This window comes from Aeromonas sp. A35_P (genome assembly GCF_002259925.1).
In the GTDB taxonomy this organism is placed as follows: domain Bacteria; phylum Pseudomonadota; class Gammaproteobacteria; order Enterobacterales; family Aeromonadaceae; genus Aeromonas; species Aeromonas dhakensis.
The window spans coordinates 1-18,956 of sequence record NZ_NEVB01000022.1 but is presented as its reverse complement, the minus strand read 5'-3'; the positions used below and the strand labels follow the sequence as shown (position 1 = coordinate 18,956).

The following is an 18,956-nucleotide window of genomic DNA, read 5'->3' as shown; positions in this document are numbered from 1 at the left end:
GAGAGCGGGGGACAAGAAGTGCCGAAAGAACCTGTTTGCAGGCGGGCCTTGGGTCTGGCTGTCTTCCTGGATCAGGCCGCGTGATGGCACTCGAGGGGGGTGTGCTCCAGTCGTCAGTCATCCGTCTGCGGCATCACTTGTGATCGCGTTCGGTGGGTGAAGAGGGGGCGCAGATGGCCCTGTTTTGTGGCGTGTTTCACGGTTTTCGATGCCGGCATGGGGCAGGATCGGCCCCCTGTTTCCTTCATGTGACGAGTCGTATCATGTCCGCATTGCCCCGTTTTGCCCTGCTTGCCTCCCTGGTTGCCGCCAGCCTGACCCTGCCTGCCGTGGCCGTCGAAGCTCCGGTCAGCCCCGTCGGTGTCACTACGGTGACCCTGGCCCAGCAGGCCCCCATTCACTGGGTCTCGGTGGAACAGATAGCCAAAAGCCTGGATGGGTTGCCGCCGATGGCGGTCGGTTTTGACATCGATGACACCCTGCTCTTTTCCAGTCCGGGGTTCTATCGTGGCAAGCAGGAGTTCTCCCCCAATGACGAGAGCTACCTGAAGAACCCGGCCTTCTGGGAGAAGATGAACAACGGCTGGGACGCCTTCAGCGTGCCGAAAGAGGTGGGCAAGGCGCTCATCGCCATGCACCTCCAGCGTGGCGATCACATCTATTTCGTTACCGCTCGGTCGGCGACCAGGACCGAGACGGTGACCAAGACGCTGCAGCAGACCATGGGGATCCCTGCCGATCGACTCAACCCGGTGATCTTCGCCGGTGATCAGCCGGGCCAGAACACCAAGGTGCAGTGGCTCAAGGAGAAGCAGATGAAGGTCTTCTACGGCGATGCCGATGGCGACATCAAGGCCGCGCAGGAGATCGGCATTCGCGGCATCCGGCTGCTGCGCGCGGCCAACTCCACCTACCGACCGCTGCCGCTGGCTGGCTCGTTGGGGGAGGAGGTGATCGTCAACTCCCAGTACTGATGTTCATCCCTGCATGAAAAAAGGGGCCGGATCCTGTCAGGATCCGGCCCCTTTTTTGGGCGTCTAGCGGGCGGCGAAGGTGTTGCAGCTGGCTGGCTTGCCGCTGTCAAAGCCGCGCTTGAACCAGGCGTAGCGCTGGGCCGAGCTGCCGTGGGTGAAGCTGTCCGGGATCACCCGGCCCTGGCTCTGCTGCTGCAGACGATCGTCACCGATGGCCTGGGCGGCGTTGAGCGCCTCCTCCAGATCGCCGGTTTCCAGCACCTGTTCCCGCTCCATGTAGTGGCCCCAGACGCCGGCAAAACAGTCAGCCTGCAACTCGAGTTTGACCGACAGCTTGTTCTGCTCGGCCCGGCTCAGCCCCTGCTGCTGTTCACGCATCTTGCGCTCGATGCCGAGCTGGTTCTGCACGTGGTGGCCCACCTCGTGCGCCACCACGTAGCCCTGGGCGAAGTCGCCGTCGGCTCCCAGCTTGTCGCGCATCTCTTGATAGAAGGAGAGATCGATGTAGACGGTGCGATCCGCCGGGCAGTAGAAGGGGCCCATCACCGACTGGCCCTGGCCGCAGCCGGTACGGGTTGAACCGCGATAGAGCACCAGTTTGGGGGCCTGATAGTGGCTGCCGCTCTGCTGGAAGATCTCGCCCCAGGCATCCTCGGTGGAGGCGAGCATCACCGAAGTGAACCTGGCGAGGGGATCCTTGGCCGGCTGAGACATCTCCTGACGCTGGGGCGGGGTCTGGGATGCCGGCTCGTTGAGCAGGGGGGAGAGATCCACCCCGTAATAGCCGGCCACCATGACCACCACCAGCAGGATCAGACGCCCCTTGCCGCCGATGGGGATCCCGCCACCGCCCCCCTGCTGGCGCCTGTCTTCCACATTGTTGCTCTCGCGGCTATCTTGCCAGCGCATATGTTTGCTCCCCTGCTGTCCGGTGGCAGTAATGATAATGGCTGGCGGGGCGGCTTGCCTAACGGGAGCAAGTCGGCGGCCGGGTTGCCGCCGGCGGGCAAGAGGGGTTATTCGGCCCAGGGCATCTCGGGCAGGGAGTCCAGAAACTGGCCGTAGCGCTCGAGGTTGAAGGGGCCCTGATCCGCTTCCATTGCCATCAGCTCGGCCCCCAGGGCGCAGGCGATATATTGCAGCGCCTCCTCGCGCGGGGTGCCCTTCATCACCAGCCGCATCAGGGTCGCCTTGACCTGCAGCGGGTGGCCGTCGCTCAGCTGGTTGTCGACCATCTCCAGCAGGGTTTGCTCGTCGAAGAACTCGGTGGGTTCGCTCATGTGCTGTGCCTCGTCATGTCATAAGGGATGCCAGTATAGCGATATAGCTATTAACACATTGAAATATTTCGATAAAAACATTTCGGTATGGGCGGTTTTTGTTACTCATAATTAATGTGGGTTTGCGGTCTGCAAACGACAATCATCATGAAATCGCATGGACGGATACCAATATGCCCACCATAGACTCACTGTTATCCAAGCCCCAGAACTTGCCTAACGTGCCCGAAGTCATGCGCGAACTGGTGCAGACCTTCAACGAGAAAGAACCGGATATCCTGTTGATTGCCAAGAAGATCAACAAGGATCCCGTGATCTCCGCCAAGCTGCTGCGGCTGGCCAATTCCGCCAAGTTTGGCGGCAGTCGCCAGGTCGCTACCGTCAACGAAGCCGTGGTGCGGCTCGGGGTCGACGTGGTGCGCAACATGGTGTTCGCCTGCGGTCTGACCGGCTCCATCGGTGCCGTGCCCGGCATCGAGCTCAAACATTTCTGGGGCAAGGTGTTCGACGTGGCCGAACTGGCCAGACGGCTGGCCAAGCTCAAGGGCATGAAGGGGGAGGAGGTGTTCACCTGTGCCCTGCTCTATGACATGGGGCGACTCATCATGCACGTGGGGTTGCCGGAGAACATGGTGAACCACATCAAGGATCTGGAGCCCAGCAAGGGGCGCGCCAAGGCCGAGGAGCTGGTGGTCGGCTTCAACTATGCCCAGGCCGGGGCCGAGATGGCCAGGCGCTGGCAATTCCCCCTGAGCATCTGCCATGCGGTGGAGTATCACTACAACCCGCTGCTGGCCAAGGAGTTCTCTGCCGAAGCCGCCCTCATCCATCTGGCCATCGTATTGGCGGCCCAGTCCGATGTGGGGGAGGCGGCGCCGCCCGAGTGGCCAACCCAGGTGGCCGAGCGGCTTGGCCTCTCCTGGCCAGATTGCGCCGCCGTGTTCGTGGCGCTGCGCGAACAGGGCAACGGCTATGCCGGCTTGCTGGCGGCCTGACGCCACCCATTTCATCAAACGGGGCCGCACCGCGGCCCTTTTTCATGGTGACGGCCTTGCCAATGAGCAGTTGCGGGGGCAGTCTTGGGGCCTGTCTCTTCTAAGCGAGCCCTTGTCATGATCCTCTCCGAGCGCCTGGAACTGCGTGAACTGGCGGTTGCCGATGCCCCCTTCATTCTCGAACTGCTCAACGATCCCGACTTTCACCGTTACATCGGCGATCGGGGCATCCGCACCCTGCAGGATGCTGAAAACTACATCCAGCAGGGGCCGGCGGTCAGCTATGCCCGTCACGGTCACGGTCTCTACCTGGTGGCAAGGCGCAGCGACGGCGCCAAGCTCGGCATCTGCGGCTTGATCAAGCGCGATACCCTGCCTTGTGAAGACATAGGCTATGCCTTCCTGCCCGCCTGGCGCGGTCAGGGTTATGGCATCGAAGCGGCGCAGGCGGCACTGCAAGATGGTCGGGAGCGGCTCGGCATCGAGCGAGTGGTAGCCATCGTCACCCCGGGCAACGCGCGTTCGGTGGCGCTGCTGGCCAAGCTGGGGTTGGTGCAGAGCCGGTTGGTCAAACTGGCCGAGGATGCGGATGAGTGTCTGTTGCTGGAGGCAGTAACGGCATGACACTGATGAAACAGCAGGAGGAGGCTCACGTTTTCGGGGGCAAGTGCCCCGTTTCCTGAGATCTTGCCCGCCAGCCCATCAAATATGCGTTTTTGGGCGTCTCTGCTCCGTAAGCGATAGTTCGTGAGATAAAGGCCGAGGCTATGTCGCTCCCGGCCATTATCACTCAGCCCCTGGTCTTGGCGATCAGCGTCTCCAGGCCATTGAGTGCCTGCTCCAGATAACTGCGCGGGCAGCCGAGATTGAGGCGAATAAAGCCCCGTCCCCCTTCACCGAAGCCGATCCCCATGGAGGGAACGATCCTCGCTTCTTCGATGAGCCGCAGTTTCAGCTCATCGTCCGGTATCCCCAGCTGGTTGCAATCGATCCAGGCCAGATAGGTAGCATCGGCGTCCATCAGGTGCAGCTCTGGTTATCGGGTTGCCAGCTGGTGGGCAAACCAGCGCCGATTCTCAGCCAAATAGGCAAGCAAGCTGTTCAGCCAGTTCTCGCCATGCAGATAGGCCGCGGTCGCCGCCTCCATGGAGAGTGCATTGAACACATCCAGACCATGGGCGTCGAGACGCTGTTTGAAGCGCAGGCGCAGCGCAGGGTCCGGGATGATGAAGTTGGAGATGCGCAGCGAGGAGAGACCGAAGCTCTTGCTGGCGGAGGTCGCCACCACCATGTTTGGCAACAGATGGGCAGGCAAGGAGAGCACCGAGGTGTGCCGGTGGCCATCCAGTTGCAGGTCTGCCCAGATCTCGTCTGATACCAGGGTCACGCCGTGTTGCTGACAGAGCGTTGCCAACTCATGGAGCTCGGTGAGCGTCCAGCCTCTGCCAGTAGGGTTGTGGGGATTGCAGAGGATCATCATGGCGGGGCGCTCCACCATGAAGAGGCGCGCCAGCTGCGGCAGGTCCATCTGGTAGCTGTTCCCTGTGCGCTGCAGTGGATTGTCAAGCAGGCGTCGCTCATTCAGACCGATGATCTTGGCAAAGGATCCATAGCAGGGACCCTGGATAACCACCCCTTCCCCGGGGCGGGTCAGCATTTGCAGCAACAACGAGATGCCAGGGATCACCCCCTCGATGGAGTGGATCCACTCCCGTTCGATGGTTAGCCGATGGCGCCGGGCAAACCACTGTTGCATAGCCGTGAAGTAGTCATCCCGCCGTTCGCTGTAACCAAAGACGCCGTGGGCCACCCGCTGTTGCAAAGCCTGTTGTACGGCTGGTGGGCAGGCAAAGTCGAAATCGGATACCCACATGGGCAGCAGGTCGCTGCCATCAATGCCGAGGTACTGGGGCATGCAGTCCCACTTGATGGAGTTGGTATTGCGGCGATCAATCACGCCGTCGAAGTGATGGTCTGCCATTTTAGCGCTCCTCAGCAGTGGTCATTGTCTGTGGCGCGGTGGCCACCGCTTGCTGCTCCGTACGCGCAATGCCGATGCCGGTAAAGCCGTAGGCAAGGGCGAAGAAGATGCCGGCGTAGCACTGAATGGCCCAGGGCAGATAATCGAGTGTAGAGACACCAAGAGTGCCCGCCATATAGACGCCAGCGGCAGTCCAGGGGATCAGGGGTTCAATCACGGTGCCCGCATCCTCGATGGTGCGGGAGAGGTTCTTGGTGTCCAGCCCCATTCGGCGGTAGGCATCCTGAAACAGCTCGCCCGGGATAAGCAGGGCAAGCTTGCCGTCACTGGTGGCTCCGGTGACCAGCAGAGTGGTGGCGATGGTCGAGGCGATCAATTGGCCAGTTGAGTGGATCAGGGTCAGCAGGCGATTGATGATGAGGTCAAGCGCTCCTGTCAGAGTGAGTACTCCCGCGAAAGAAAAGGCGCAGAAAACCAGCAGAATGGTGCTCATCATCGAGAACATGCCACCGCGATTGAGCAGGTGGGGAATATCGGGGATCAGCTGGCTGACGTCATGACCCAGCGGAGTAAACATGGTGAGGTCGAAGCCGTCGATCAGAGCATTGAAGCCGGACTGGAGTGGCAATCCCTGCATGGTAACCCCGAGGCCGATAGCGATGGCGCTGGCCAGCAGCATCAAGGGGATGGTGGGTTTCTTGACGATCGCGCCCCACAGCACGATCAGCGGAGGTAGCAACAGCAGAGGATGGAACTGGTAAAGCTGCTCCAGTGTGGACAGGAGGGTGAGTACTTTCTCCGGTGTGGCCACCTCTGCCCCGATGGCAGAAAAACCGGCGAAGAAGAAGACGCCGGCAGCCAGCACGAAGCTGGGTAGCGTGGTCCAGAGCAGATGCTGGATATGAGCGTAGAGCGTGGTATCGGCCACAATGGCGGCAAAGTTGGTGGAATCGGAGAGAGGGGAGATCTTGTCACCGAAATAGGCGCCGGATACCACGGCCCCGGCTGCGGCGGCCAGCGAGACATCCAGACCGTGTGCCACCCCCATCAGTGCTACCCCGACAGTGCCTGCCGACCCCCAGGATGTACCGGTACAGACCGAGACCAGACTGGTGATGAAGAAGGCCGCGATAAGAATGTACTGCGGGCTGATAAGCTTGAGCCCCCAATAGACCATGTAGGGGATGGTACCGCTGAACATCCAGCTGCCAATCAGACCGCCGACACAGACCAGAATAAGGATGACAGGCATCGCCTTGGTCAGCTTCTGGACAATGGAGTGAATGATCTCGTCCCAGCTATGGCCTTGCCAGCAGGCAAGCATGGCGGTGAAAACGGCGGACAGCAGGAGCAGTGGTTCGATGCGCAACCCCATCAAGACATAGCCAACGATCAGGAGTCCCAGCATCACCAGCAGGGGCAGAGCGGCCAGCCCCAGGGTCAGGTGTTTTCTCTCTTGTTTCATCACGGTTGATCCATGGTTTCAGTACATGCCGCCATTGTGTGGCGAGCAGTCTGTCGGAAGTGTGAGCCTTGGCTCCCGGCTATGTAACCGGTTACATGGTGTCATGAAACGTGATCATGGTCGCAGCGCGGGGCTGGCATCAGTGTTGAAACGGAGTCTCGAACGATCAGTGAAGGGCTGAATTCATGACAACCAGGTCCCGTATCCTGTTGTTGCAGTCTGGCAATGGCCAGCTCGGCAGCCCGTTTGGCCATCGTCTCTATGGGGTAGTGAAGGGTTGTGAGAGTCGGGTAGAGATAGCGAGCCAGCAGGATGTCATCAAACCCGATAATCGACAGATCGTCGGGGAGCCGGCGCCCGCATTTCCTCAGGTGCGCCATCATGCCTGCCGCCATCACGTCGTTGAAGGTGAGCACGGCGGTGACTTCCGGGCACTCAGCCAGCAGGTGTGCTGCTGCTTGCTCACCGCCCTCTTCGGTAAAAGGCTGGCTGATAATCCAGTGTGGCTTGATGGCCAGATGGTAGCTGGCCATTCCTTGCTGATATCTCTCCAGGCGCAACTGCCGATCGGCGATGGGCAGATCGCAGGTTATGAAGCCGATATGGCGATGGCCTTGTGCCACCAGATGATCGACGGCGGCTCTGGTGCCCGCCCGGTTGTCCAGCCAGATACTGCGGTGAGCCAGCTCGGGCAGATAGCGATTGATAGGAATGAGTGCCGGCATGTGGGCGGCATAGCGCAGAAGCACTTCGTCGGAGAGGCGGGTGGTATGGGCAACGATCGCTTCGCAGCCCTGGTTGATCAGAAACTCAAGCCCATATTGTTCCTGTTCGTGCTGATGGGAGCCGCTACATACCATCAAGCGAAAGCCGTGGTGGCGGCTGATGGCTTCCACTCCGCGAGCCAGTCTGGCAAAGAAGGGGTCGGCAAGATTGCCGGTCAACAGGCCAAGCATATTGCCGCTTCGCTTGGCCAGCGCAACGGCAGCCATGTCCCGTCGATAATCCAGTGTGCGCATCGCCTTGTCGACCCGCTCCCGGGTCGCGGGTTCAACGTAGGCCGAGTTGTTTATCACCCGTGATACGGTTGCCGTCGAGACGTTGGCTAATGCTGCGACCTGCTTGATCGTGGCCATCCACTCGCTTCCTGGTCGTGAAGGAGGGGCTAGTTATAACGGCATCTCTTGGTGTCGGCTATCGACAGTGAAGAGAGAAGGGGAGATATGTGATCGACTTGGCAGTGTCGGGGAGTGAGGCAAAGAGGCCGCCGTGAGTTGCGGCCTGTCTGCATCGGGCGCTGCCGGTAGGCAGGCAGGATCAGTTGAGTTCTTCGATGGAGAACTCGCCGGCAATGCCGTCACAGGAGACGGCGAAGCCGCCGCTGAAACGGGTGCTGAACTGGATCAGAAACGCATCATAGTCGTGCTCTTGCACGGGCAGGTTGATGGGCTTGCTGCGACGCAGGGGTTTGCGAGTTTGTACGCTTTTCATCATGGTATTTCTCTATATAAATTAAGTGTTTGCTCCTTGTATTGGCAAATGTCAGGTCGATGGGCGCGGTCAGCAAGATAGCGGACGAGCGCGCAGGAATACCCAGCCCGGTTCAGGGGCGTCTGCACTTTCAAGGAATGCGTCAAGGACCACGCGGATGCATGATGCTACTTGGGAGTGGGCAGATCGGGTCTGCACCGTGAGAGCCGGGCAACGCAGGCGGACAGCCTGAACGGTTCTCAGGGCGAGTAAATCAGAAGAAGGTTATGCGGGTACTGACAGGATTCATCGTGAGGTGAAGCATTGCAGGGCAAACATAAACAGGGCTGATTAACTAGCCGGCGCGCATTCTCTCCTCGACATGCGCAAAAAGCAAACAATTATTTGCAGTTTTTATTTTACGGCCGTCTGGCGGCCACAAAAAGGGCTCCCGAAGGAGCCCTTTTTTCATCATCCGTTGACCTCAGCCGATGGCTCAGTAGTCGCCGCAGGCCTTCTTGGCTGCGGTGATCATCGGGGTAATGGTCATGCCCTGCACCACGATGGAGAACATCACCACCGAGTAGGTCATCACTAGGATGACCTGACGCAGGTCGACGCCGTGCTCCGGCAGCATCATGACGCCGGAGGGGAGCGCCAGCGCCATGGCCATGGCCAGACCGCCGCGCAGACCGCCCCAGGTGAGGATCCGCACCGAGAACTTGTTGTAGCTGCGGAACTTGCGGAAGGCCACATAGGGCAGCGACACGCTGATAAAGCGGGCGGCCAGGCAGAGCGGCACCGCGATGACCAGCAGGATCCAGTCTTGCCAGGCCAGATCCAGCAGCACCAGCGCCAGACCGATCAGCAGGAACAGCAGGGCGTTGAGGAACTGGTCCATCAACTCCCAGAAGTGATCCAGGTGATGGCTGCTCTGCTCGGAGAAGCCGCTGTGACGGGTCCAGTTGCCGATCATGATGCCGGTCACCACCATGGCCAGGGCGCCGGAGACGCCGATCATGTTGGCGAAGGCGAAACCGGCGGTCGGGATGCAGAGGGTCAGCAGCAGTTCCAGCGAACCGTCATCGGTGGCGCTGATCATCACGTGAGCGATGAGACCCAGCACGGCACCGAACAGGATGCCGCCGAGGGCCTCATGCAGGAACAGGCCGGCCACGCTGCCGAAGGTGGGCTCGACGCCGCCAAACGCCACGGCAAACACGGTGGCGAAGATGACGAGGCCAACACCGTCGTTGAACAGCGACTCCCCCTCGATCTGGATGGCGATCTGGGGTGGTGCCTTCATCTTCTTGACGATGGCCAGCACGGCGATGGGGTCGGTGGGGGAGATCAGGGCACCGAACAACATGCAGTAGACCAGCGGCACGTCCCAACCCAGCAGCTTGGCGATGAACCAGAAGCCATAGCCGATGAGGAAGGTGGAGAGCAGGGTCGCCAATATGGCCAGAATGGTGATTTCCCACTTCTGGCTGCGCAGGGCTTTCAGGTTGATCCCGAGACCACCGGCGAACAGCAGGAAGCCCAGGATCCCCTTCAGCAGGAAATTCTGGAAGTCGATGCTCTCCATGGTCTTGACGGCCAGGGGTTCCAGGTTGAACCAGCCCAGCTTACCGAACAGCACCATCAGCGCGGAGATCAGCATGGAGCCCGCAGTGATGGCGATGGTGGTCTGGATCTTCACAACATACTGATTGGCAAAGGCGATAAAGATCGCCAACGCTGCCAGGAAGCAGAGTGTGTAGTAGACGCTCATAGTTATTTTTCTCTTTAGTAAACAGCAAGCACGTATCCCTATTGAGGACGGGCATAGGGTACTCTTGGGTCACATGTTACTCATTACCCATTTGTGAGTATATGGAGCGCCAATATAGACGGATAGATGGCTAGATTTCCATTTGATTTGTTTGCTGTTAGGATGCTGTTTACGCAGTTGCATGGATGTAAGAGGAACGAGCGGTGTCGAACAAAAAGTCGGATGTGACAAACAAGCTGGAAGCCTGTCTCAGGGAGCGGATCCTAATCATCGACGGGGCCATGGGCACCATGATCCAGGGCTACAAGCTCGGTGAGGCGGACTACCGGGGGGAGCGGTTTGCCGACTGGCATACCGACATCAAGGGCAACAACGATCTGCTGGTGCTGAGTCGCCCCTCTGTCATTCGCGAGATCCACGATCAGTACTGTGCCGCCGGCGCCGATATCCTCGAGACCAACACCTTCAACGCCACCCGCATCGCCATGGCCGACTACGAGATGGAAGATCTCTCGGCCGAGATCAACCGCGAGGCGGCCCGGCTGGCCCGCGCGGTGGCGGATGAGTGGACGGCCAAAGAGCCCCACAAGCCGCGCTTCGTGGCAGGCGTCCTAGGGCCCACCAACCGTACCGCCTCCATCTCGCCGGACGTGAACGATCCGGGCAAGCGCAACGTCACCTATGACCAGCTGGTGGCCGCCTACACCGAATCGACCCATGCCCTGATCGAGGGCGGCGCCGACATCATCCTCATCGAGACCATCTTCGATACCCTCAACGCCAAGGCGGCCGCCTTCGCGGTGGACCTGGTGTTCGAGGAGCTTGGCTACAGCCTGCCGGTGATGATCTCCGGCACCATCACGGACGCCTCCGGCCGCACCCTCTCCGGCCAGACTACCGAGGCCTTCTACCATTCGCTGCGCCACGTCAAACCCGTCTCCTTCGGCCTCAACTGCGCGCTGGGGCCAGATGAGTTGCGCCAGTACGTGGAGGAGCTCTCCCGCATCAGCGAATCCTGCGTGAGCGCCCACCCCAACGCCGGTCTGCCGAACGCGTTCGGCGAGTACGACCTCGACGCTGCCGAGATGGCGGAGCATATCCGCGAGTGGGCACAAAGCGGCTTTCTCAACCTGGTGGGCGGCTGCTGTGGTACCACCCCGGCCCACATCCGCGCCATGGCGGACGCCGTGGCGGGCATCAAGCCCCGCGCCCTGCCGGATCTGCCGGTGGCCTGCCGGCTGTCGGGCCTTGAGCCCCTCATCATCACGGCTGAGTCCATGTTCGTGAACGTCGGGGAGCGCACCAACGTCACCGGCTCGGCCAAGTTCAAGCGGCTCATCAAGGAGGGGCTCTACGACGAGGCCCTGGATGTGGCCAAGCAGCAGGTGGAAAACGGCGCCCAGATCATCGACATCAACATGGACGAGGGGATGCTGGATGCCGAGGCGGCCATGGTGCGCTTCTTGAACCTCATCGCCGGTGAGCCGGACATCGCCCGGGTGCCGGTGATGATCGACTCCTCCAAGTGGGAGGTGCTGGAGGCCGGCCTCAAGTGCGTGCAGGGCAAGCCGGTGGTCAACTCCATCTCAATGAAGGAGGGGGTGGACAAGTTCATCGAGCAGGCGAAACTGCTGCGCCGCTACGGCGCCGCCGTCATCGTCATGGCGTTCGACGAGGTGGGGCAGGCGGATACCCGCGCCCGCAAGTTCGAAATCTGTCAGCGCGCCTACCGCATCCTGGTGGATCAGGTGGGCTTCCCGCCGGAAGACATCATCTTCGACCCCAACATCTTCGCGGTGGCGACCGGCATCGACGAGCACAACAACTACGCGGTGGACTTCATCGACGCGGTGAAGGACATCAAGGATAATCTGCCCCACGCCATGATCTCCGGCGGTGTCTCCAACGTCTCCTTCTCGTTTAGGGGAAACGAGCCGGTGCGTGAGGCGATCCACGCCGTCTTCCTCTACCACGCCATCAAGAACGGCATGGACATGGGGATCGTCAACGCCGGCCAGCTCGCCATCTATGAAGACATCCCGGCCGAGCTCAAAGAGAAGGTCGAGGCGGTGGTGCTCAACCTCAATGACAACGCCACCGAGGAGCTGCTGGCCATCGCCGAGAAGTATCGCGGTGCCGGCGCCCAGGCCGAGGATCCACGGGAGCAGGAGTGGCGCAGCTGGCCGGTGGGCAAGCGGCTCGAACACGCCCTAGTGAAAGGCATCACCGACTTTATCGAGGAGGACACCGAAGAGGCGCGGGCCAGGGCCGAGCGGCCGCTGCACGTCATCGAGGGGCCGCTGATGGATGGCATGAACGTGGTGGGCGATCTGTTCGGCGCAGGCAAGATGTTCCTGCCCCAGGTGGTGAAGTCGGCCCGGGTGATGAAGCGGGCGGTGGCCTACCTGCAGCCCTACATCGAGGCGGAGAAGTCCGGCGGCTCCAGCAACGGCAAAATCGTGCTGGCCACCGTCAAGGGCGACGTGCACGACATCGGCAAGAACATCGTGGGCGTGGTGCTGCAGTGCAACAACTTCGAGATCATTGACCTCGGGGTTATGGTGCCTTGCGAGACCATCCTCAAGACGGCGCGGGAGGTGGGGGCTGACATCATAGGCCTGTCGGGCCTCATCACCCCATCTCTCGACGAGATGGTGCACGTGGCGAAAGAGATGGAGCGCCAGGGCTTCAAGCTGCCGCTGCTCATCGGCGGTGCCACCACCTCCAAGGCGCACACCGCGGTGAAGATAGAGCAGAACTACTCCGAGCCCGTGGTCTATGTCTCCAACGCCTCCCGCGCGGTGGGGGTGGCCCAGAGCCTGCTGAGCCCGGATCTCAAGCCCGCCTTTGTGGCCCGCATCGACAAGGAGTACGAGATCGCCCGCGAGCAGCACGCCCGCAAGCAGCCGCGCTCGCGCCCCATCACGTTGGCGGAAGCCCGTGCCAACCGCCATCAGCTGGACTGGGTGGGCTATGAGCCGCCGGCGCCCCGGGAGCCCGGCGTACAGAAGTTCGAGAACGTGCCCATTTCGGTGCTGCGCCCCTACATCGACTGGACGCCGTTCTTCCTCAGCTGGGAGCTGGCGGGCAAGTTCCCCCGCATCCTGGAGGATGAAGTGGTGGGGGAGGAGGCAACGCGCCTCTTTGCCGACGCCAACGCCATGCTGGATCAGCTGGAGAAAGATGAGAGTGTGCGCTGCGCCGGTATCATAGGTCTGTTCCCCGCCAACACGGTGGGGGACAGCATCGAGGTCTACACCGACGAGTCGCGCACTGAAGTGAAAAAAGTGCTGCACCACCTGCGCCAGCAGAGCGAGAAGCAGGGTTTCCCGAACTACTGTCTGGCGGACTATGTGGCCCCCAAAGAGAGCGGCAAGCCGGACTGGATCGGCGCCTTCGCGGTGACCGGCGGCATCGGCGAGGAGGCCATCGCCAAGGCCTACAAGGCGGAGCACGATGACTACAACGCCATCCTCATTCAGGCGGTGTGCGACCGTCTGGCGGAGGCCTTTGCCGAGTACCTGCACGAGCAGGTGCGCAAAGTGCACTGGGGTTATGCCCCGGACGAGGCACTCTCCAACGAGGAGCTGATCCGCGAGAACTATCGTGGCATCCGCCCGGCGCCGGGTTACCCGGCCTGCCCGGAGCACACCGAGAAGGGGAGCATCTGGGAGCTACTGGATGTGGAGCAGGCCATTGGCATGCAGCTCACCGAGTCTTACGCCATGTGGCCAGGGGCGGCGGTGTCGGGCTGGTACTTCTCCCACCCCGACAGCAAGTACTTCGCGGTGGCCCAGATCCAGCGGGATCAGGTGGAGGACTACGCCGTGCGCAAGGGCATGACCCTGGCAGAGGCCGAACGCTGGCTGGGGCCGAACCTGCACTGAGGCGTCGGCCCGATTGATCCTCGCTGAAGGAGGCGGCATCCAGACCCGGGAGACAGACCAGTCTGGTGCCGTCGTTTGACAAGCGGGTGACAGCGGGATGGCAGCGCACGTTTCTGTGTGGTTTGTCTTGTTGTCAGGAGAAACAATTGGCGTTGTCTTGGCGCTGTGGCACTTTATACTCTCCCGCCCCATCCTGCCCAGGCACTGCCTCCTAGCGGAATTGTCATGAAGATCGCCATTTTATCCCGTGAGCCGAAAAACTACTCCACCCGCCGTCTGGTCGAGGTGGCGCAGGCGCGCGGTCATCAGGTCGAGGTGCTCGACACCCTGCGCTGTTACATGAACATCGCCTCCCACAACCCCTCCATCCATTACGAAGGACGGGAGCTGGAGAGCTATGATGCGGTGATCCCGCGCATCGGGGCCAGCATCACCTTCTACGGCACAGCCGTGCTGCGTCAGTTCGAGATGATGAACACCATGGCGCTCAACAGCTCGGTGGCCATCTCCCGCTCCCGCGACAAGCTGCGGGCCATGCAACTGCTCTCCCGCCACGGCATCGGCCTGCCGGTGACCGGCTATGCCCACAGCACCCACGACGTGCCCGATCTCATCACCATGGTGGGCGGTGCGCCCCTGGTGGTGAAGCTGCTGGAGGGAACCCAGGGGATCGGTGTGGTGCTGTGCGAAACCCAGAAGGCCGCCGAGAGCGTGATCGAGGCCTTCATCCAGACCAACAACAACATCCTGGTGCAGGAGTACATCCGCGAGGCCAACGGCGCCGACATCCGCTGCCTGGTGGTCAACGGCAAGGTGGTGGCGGCCATGCGTCGCCAGGCCCAGCCGGGGGAGTTTCGCTCAAACCTGCATCGGGGCGGCACCGCCGAGGCGATCAAGATAAGCCCGGAAGAGCGGGCCACCGCGGTGCAGGCCGCCAAGATCATGGGGCTGGACGTAGCCGGGGTGGATATCCTGCGCAGTGCCCGCGGCCCGCTGGTGCTGGAGGTCAACTCCTCCCCCGGCCTGCAAGGGGTGGAGGCTGCCTCCGGCAAGGACGTGGCCGGTAAGATCATCGAGTTTCTCGAGCTCAAGGCGAGTCGCAAGCACAAGCCGGCGGAGTGACGCCGGGCTTGCGGCCAACGCATTGCAAACAGGGCGCCTTCGGGCGCCCTGTTGCTATCTGGCTGGTGGGCCGCGGTCTTGCCGAGGAGTGTCTGTTGTCTCCCTTCTCCCCTTGCGGGAGAAGGGCCGGGGATGAGGGGGCTATGCCTTCGTTGGTTCGCTGGTGATCATCACCAATCGGGCGCTGAAGATGCCCCCCTCCAGCCGGGTCTCTATCTGCCAGCCCAGCTTCTCGCAGATGCGCTGGATGATGGTGAGGCCACAGCCGTAGCCGAGGATCTGATCCGGCGCGGCGGCGGTGGGGTTGCTGATGGTGAGCAGGGGGCCGGCCAGCTCGATGTCGATGTGCCCCTCGGCGTAGCTGAGGGCATTCTTCAGCAGGTTGCCGAGCGCAATGGCGAGCAGGGAGAGGGGGGCCAGCGCCTCGCTCTCGTCGTCCAGCTGTAGCCGGATATCCAGCTCCTCTCGCTGCAGCAACGGGGCGAGGCGGGCCAGCTCCTGGCGAATGAGCGGCGCCACCTGCTGGGGCGGGCGCTCCACTGGCTCCTTGCGGCCCAGCAGCAGAAAAGTCTCGGTGAGCAGCGCCATCTCGTCGGCGGCGGCGCGAATGCGGGTAGTGGCGCGGGCGGCGGGGGCGGGCAGATCGCTCACCTTGCCGAGCAGGGCGGCCGAGCCCTGGATCACCATGTTGGGGGTGCGCAGCTCGTGACTGGCGAAGCGGCTGAACTCCTGCTCGCGGGCAAACACCGCGGCCACCTCCTGCTTGCCGGCCAGCAGCGCCAGCTCGATGTCCCTGAGCTCCTGCCAGGGAGCATCGGGCACGAAGTCGGCCTGATCCGGGGTGAGGTGGGCGACCCGCTGTTGCAGCCGCTGCAGCGGCCGGGTGATGTGGCGCACCAGCCAGATGCCGAAGCCGATGCAGCCGAGCAGCAGGGTCAGCCCGATCAGCCGGGTCGCCAGGTGCAGCTGATCCTCGTAGGGATCCAGGTAGTCGTCGGCGTCGTCGTTGAACACCAGATAGAGCAGCCCCTTACCGGACGGATGGGGCCGCACCAGGAAGTGTTTGTCCTCGTCCCCCAGCACGTGTTCGTAGAAACCCGGCCTCTGGTAGGGTTTGAGCCAGATCGGCAGGCGGCCGGCCTCGGTCCAGTAGCTGGAGAATTGACGCGGGCTGGGGGCGGGGGCCGCCATGCCGAGCCGCAACCAGTCGTCGCCGTAGCGAGTCACCTCCGCCTCCAGCCAGTGGCGCAGGCTGAGCTCCTCCATCTTGTCCTCGGCCACCACCATCAGCAGGCTGATGATGACCAGCAGCAGCAGGCCGGCGCCGCTCAGGGTGAGGATCAGGCGACGGCGCAGGCTGGGCAGGCTCATGACGGCCTCCCCGCGGGCAGAGTCAGGCAGTGCTGGCGGCCCATCATGGGGTCACCAGTCGATAGCCCTGGCCGTGCAGGGTCTCCAGCATGGGGGCCGGGAAGGGTTTGTCGAGGGCATTGCGCAGGGCATAGATGTGGCTGCGCAGGGCATCGGAGTCCGGCTCCTCGTCGCCCCAGACGGTATCGAGCACCTCCTGGCGGGTAACCAGGGCGGGAGCCCGGCGCGCCAGCAGAGTGAGGATCTGGAACTGGATCTTGCCGAGCTTGAGCTCGACTCCGGCCCGGGTGGCGCGGCCGCTGGCGGGATCCAGGGTCAGCTCGCCCACGCATAGCGCCCCCATGTCGCTGCGGGGGCCGCGCAGGGCCAGCGCCTGCAGCCGCACCTCCAGCTCCTCCATGGCGAACGGTTTGACCAGATAGTCGTCACCGCCGGCCTTGAAGCCCGCCAGCTTGTCGTCCAGGCTGTCGCGAGCGGTGAGAAACAGCACTGGGGTCGGGATCCCCTGCTCTCGCAGGCGGGCCACCGTGCTGAGGCCGTCGAGGCGCGGCATCATGACGTCCATGATGATGACGTCGAAGCGCTGCTCGGCCAGCAACTGCAGGGCCGCCTGGCCGTGGTAGGCGCAGTCCAGCCGGTGGCCCGCCAGCTCCAGATAATCCATGATGGTTTCCGCGACCTGGGGATTGTCTTCCACCACCAGTATTTTCATGCTTTGATCTCCTGGTTGCGACCGGCATTTCACGGTCATCTCACACCGGATGAGGCATCCTGTGTGGCAGTGTAACCCCGAGGATCCCCGATGAAGAAGTCTCTCTGTACTCTCCTGCTGCTGATCTTGTTGCCATTCGGCGCTGCGCAGTCGGCGGAGTTCAAATTGACCGGCCGCACCACCTGGCAGCTGGGCCAGCTGATGGTCAACGGCATCCCCTTTGTGATCGACGAACAGACCCGCTTCAAGGACGGGCTGAGAGAGGACGACCTCGGCGGCACCTGGGTCGACCTAGAAGGGGTGGTCGAGGGCGAGCTGCGGCTGATCCGCGAGGTCGAAGCGCTGGAGGAGGATGACGAGATGGATCTGGAAGGGCCGGTGGAGCAGGGGCGGATCTGGGGTTATGTCACTTCGGACGACAGTCTGGCTCCGTTCGAAGGACGCTGGCTGGAGCTGGAGTGCAAGTTTGACGGCATGCGCCTGAGCCGCTGCCGCGAGGATGATTGACGCACGGCAAGACGAACCGGGCGGAAAAAACCACTCACCGGGCCCATAGTTAAACCTAGCACGGTTTCACTATGGGCCTTCTGTTATGACACGCACCTCCCTCCTGCTGCTGACACTGCCGCTCTGCGCTCTGGCCGCCGATGGTGAACTCTGGCTGGTGGAGCTGGAACACAACGATGGCCTGCGCCTGCAGTTTCAGGGGGCCGAACTCGAGCTCGGCAATGCCGCGCTGAGCGGGGTGGCAGGCAACGATGAGCTCAGACCCGGCATGCGTCTGGCCATCCTCAGCCGTGACGGCGTCGCCGAGCGCATTGGCATGGCCGACGCCATCGCCGGATTCTTGCCGACCAGCCAGTGGCGCCGGGCTGAAGCCTCCCTGCTGGCCGTCACGGGTCGCGCCCTGCGGTTGCAGGGGCTCGGCGTGCTCTCCTTCGATGACGATACTCGCTGGCTGAATGGCAGCCCGGCCGACCTGCAACCGGGCCGCAAACTGGTGCTCAGTCGTAACCAGCAGGGCCGCCTGACCGAGATCCTGATAGCCAATCCGGAAGATGAACCAGGGAAAGTGCGAACAAGTCCTTGATGTGAGATCATGAACCCCACTTGGCATCAGGGATGAGGTTCAGCATGAGTCACCAGCTCACCTTCGCGGACTGCGAGTTCAATGGCAAACGCCGTAAAACCCGTAAAGAGATATTCTTGGCTCGCATGGAGGCTGTGCTCCCATGGCCAAGGATGCTGGGGGTCATCGAACCCGTCTATCCCAAAGCTGGTAACGGGCGTCGTCCCTACCCACTCGATACCATGCTCCGCATTCACTGTATGCAGCAGTGGTACAACCTCAGCGACGGCGCCATGGAGGACGCACTCTACGAAATTGCCTCAATGCGTCTGTTTGCCAAACTCTCCCTGGACCAGGCTATCCCTGACCGCACTACCATCATGAATTTCCGGCATCTGCTGGAGCAGCACCAACTGGCACGCCAACTATTCGAGGCCATCAACCAGTGGCTCTGTGACGCTGGCATCATGATGAAGCAAGGCACGCTGGTCGATGCCACTATCATCGAAGCCCCCAACTCCACCAAAAACAAGCGGGGAGAGCGTGACCCCGAGATGCATCAGACCAAGAAAGGCAATCAGTGGTATTTCGGCATGAAGGCTCATATCGGCGTTGATGCCAAGAGTGGCCTCACCCACAGTCTGGAGACCACGTCAGCCAACGAGCACGACCTCAATCAGGTGGGGAATCTGCTCCATGGCAAGGAAGAGTTTGTGTTCGCTGACGCGGGATATCAGGGGGCAGAAAACCGTGAAGAGCTGGCCGATGTGAAGGCTGAATGGGCGATTGCCAGGCGCCCTGGCAAACTCAAGGAACTCAAAAAGCATCCTCGTAAAAACAAGACAGTAATTGCTTT

General features: G+C 61.9%; 18 protein-coding genes. 8 read left to right on the top strand and 10 right to left on the bottom strand.

Going from position 1 to position 18,956, the window contains the following annotated elements; genetic code table 11:
* Nucleotides 1-263 precede the first annotated feature (263 nt).
* Nucleotides 264-974 carry an acid phosphatase AphA gene (gene aphA / locus CAK78_RS02095; RefSeq protein WP_094696194.1) on the top strand — a complete coding sequence of 237 codons (711 nt, stop codon included), beginning with the start codon at nucleotides 264-266 and terminating at the stop codon, nucleotides 972-974.
* A 63-nt stretch (nucleotides 975-1,037) separates the two neighbouring features.
* On the opposite strand, the gene ypfJ is transcribed toward aphA, so the two are convergent.
* Nucleotides 1,038-1,883 carry a KPN_02809 family neutral zinc metallopeptidase gene (gene ypfJ / locus CAK78_RS02090; RefSeq protein ID WP_094696193.1) on the bottom strand — a complete coding sequence of 282 codons (846 nt, stop codon included), beginning with the start codon at nucleotides 1,881-1,883 and terminating at the stop codon, nucleotides 1,038-1,040.
* 107 nt (nucleotides 1,884-1,990) lie between these two features.
* Nucleotides 1,991-2,254, bottom strand: coding sequence for a hypothetical protein (locus CAK78_RS02085; protein ID WP_005308154.1), 264 nt, complete (start codon nucleotides 2,252-2,254; stop codon nucleotides 1,991-1,993).
* Nucleotides 2,255-2,427: 173 nt separating this feature from the next.
* On the opposite strand from CAK78_RS02085, the gene CAK78_RS02080 reads away from it, so the two are divergent.
* The gene (locus tag CAK78_RS02080) at nucleotides 2,428-3,249 is read left to right on the top strand and encodes an HDOD domain-containing protein (protein WP_176452636.1); all 822 of its coding nucleotides are present in this window, start codon (nucleotides 2,428-2,430) and stop codon (nucleotides 3,247-3,249) included.
* A gap of 117 nt (nucleotides 3,250-3,366) precedes the next feature.
* Nucleotides 3,367-3,873, top strand: a complete 507-nt coding sequence (locus CAK78_RS02075; protein WP_094696191.1) for a GNAT family N-acetyltransferase — start codon at nucleotides 3,367-3,369, stop codon at nucleotides 3,871-3,873.
* A 166-nt stretch (nucleotides 3,874-4,039) separates the two neighbouring features.
* On the opposite strand, the gene CAK78_RS23030 is transcribed toward CAK78_RS02075, so the two are convergent.
* From CAK78_RS23030 to CAK78_RS02050, 6 genes are all read right to left on the bottom strand, one after another.
* Entirely contained in the window at nucleotides 4,040-4,270 is a 231-nt protein-coding gene (locus tag CAK78_RS23030; RefSeq protein WP_254924683.1) for a hypothetical protein, read from the bottom strand.
* 15 nt (nucleotides 4,271-4,285) lie between these two features.
* Nucleotides 4,286-5,230 carry a MalY/PatB family protein gene (locus tag CAK78_RS02070; protein ID WP_254924682.1) on the bottom strand — a complete coding sequence of 315 codons (945 nt, stop codon included), beginning with the start codon at nucleotides 5,228-5,230 and terminating at the stop codon, nucleotides 4,286-4,288.
* A 1-nt stretch (nucleotide 5,231) separates the two neighbouring features.
* Nucleotides 5,232-6,695, bottom strand: a complete 1,464-nt coding sequence (gene nhaC, locus CAK78_RS02065; RefSeq protein ID WP_094696190.1) for a Na+/H+ antiporter NhaC — start codon at nucleotides 6,693-6,695, stop codon at nucleotides 5,232-5,234.
* A 101-nt stretch (nucleotides 6,696-6,796) separates the two neighbouring features.
* Nucleotides 6,797-7,831 (bottom strand): LacI family DNA-binding transcriptional regulator, encoded by a 1,035-nt coding sequence (locus CAK78_RS02060; protein WP_094696189.1) that lies wholly within the window; start codon nucleotides 7,829-7,831, stop codon nucleotides 6,797-6,799.
* A 181-nt stretch (nucleotides 7,832-8,012) separates the two neighbouring features.
* The gene (locus CAK78_RS02055; RefSeq protein WP_005308161.1) at nucleotides 8,013-8,189 is read right to left on the bottom strand and encodes a hypothetical protein; all 177 of its coding nucleotides are present in this window, start codon (nucleotides 8,187-8,189) and stop codon (nucleotides 8,013-8,015) included.
* A 472-nt stretch (nucleotides 8,190-8,661) separates the two neighbouring features.
* The gene (locus CAK78_RS02050) at nucleotides 8,662-9,939 is read right to left on the bottom strand and encodes a cation:proton antiporter (RefSeq protein WP_005308162.1); all 1,278 of its coding nucleotides are present in this window, start codon (nucleotides 9,937-9,939) and stop codon (nucleotides 8,662-8,664) included.
* Nucleotides 9,940-10,142: 203 nt separating this feature from the next.
* Between CAK78_RS02050 and metH the strand changes: the two genes are divergently transcribed.
* Both metH and rimK read left to right on the top strand, forming a co-directional pair.
* Complete coding sequence (metH, locus tag CAK78_RS02045; RefSeq protein ID WP_094696188.1) at nucleotides 10,143-13,826, top strand: methionine synthase; 3,684 nt, start codon at nucleotides 10,143-10,145, stop codon at nucleotides 13,824-13,826.
* 225 nt (nucleotides 13,827-14,051) lie between these two features.
* The gene (gene rimK, locus CAK78_RS02040) at nucleotides 14,052-14,948 is read left to right on the top strand and encodes a 30S ribosomal protein S6--L-glutamate ligase (protein WP_005308166.1); all 897 of its coding nucleotides are present in this window, start codon (nucleotides 14,052-14,054) and stop codon (nucleotides 14,946-14,948) included.
* Between the two features lie 141 nt (nucleotides 14,949-15,089).
* Here rimK and CAK78_RS02035 read toward each other — a convergent pair whose 3' ends face one another.
* Nucleotides 15,090-16,319, bottom strand: coding sequence for a sensor histidine kinase (locus tag CAK78_RS02035; RefSeq protein WP_094696187.1), 1,230 nt, complete (start codon nucleotides 16,317-16,319; stop codon nucleotides 15,090-15,092).
* Between the two features lie 43 nt (nucleotides 16,320-16,362).
* Entirely contained in the window at nucleotides 16,363-17,031 is a 669-nt protein-coding gene (locus CAK78_RS02030) for a response regulator transcription factor (RefSeq protein ID WP_094696186.1), read from the bottom strand.
* Between the two features lie 90 nt (nucleotides 17,032-17,121).
* Here CAK78_RS02030 and CAK78_RS02025 point away from each other — a divergent pair, with 90 nt between their 5' ends.
* The 3 genes from CAK78_RS02025 to CAK78_RS02015 all read left to right on the top strand — a co-directional run.
* Entirely contained in the window at nucleotides 17,122-17,538 is a 417-nt protein-coding gene (locus tag CAK78_RS02025; RefSeq protein WP_094696185.1) for a hypothetical protein, read from the top strand.
* A gap of 85 nt (nucleotides 17,539-17,623) precedes the next feature.
* Nucleotides 17,624-18,121 (top strand): hypothetical protein, encoded by a 498-nt coding sequence (locus CAK78_RS02020; RefSeq protein WP_094696184.1) that lies wholly within the window; start codon nucleotides 17,624-17,626, stop codon nucleotides 18,119-18,121.
* Nucleotides 18,122-18,165: 44 nt separating this feature from the next.
* The coding region (locus CAK78_RS02015; RefSeq protein ID WP_141214105.1) for an IS5 family transposase at nucleotides 18,166-18,956 on the top strand (791 nt) is incomplete at its 3' end.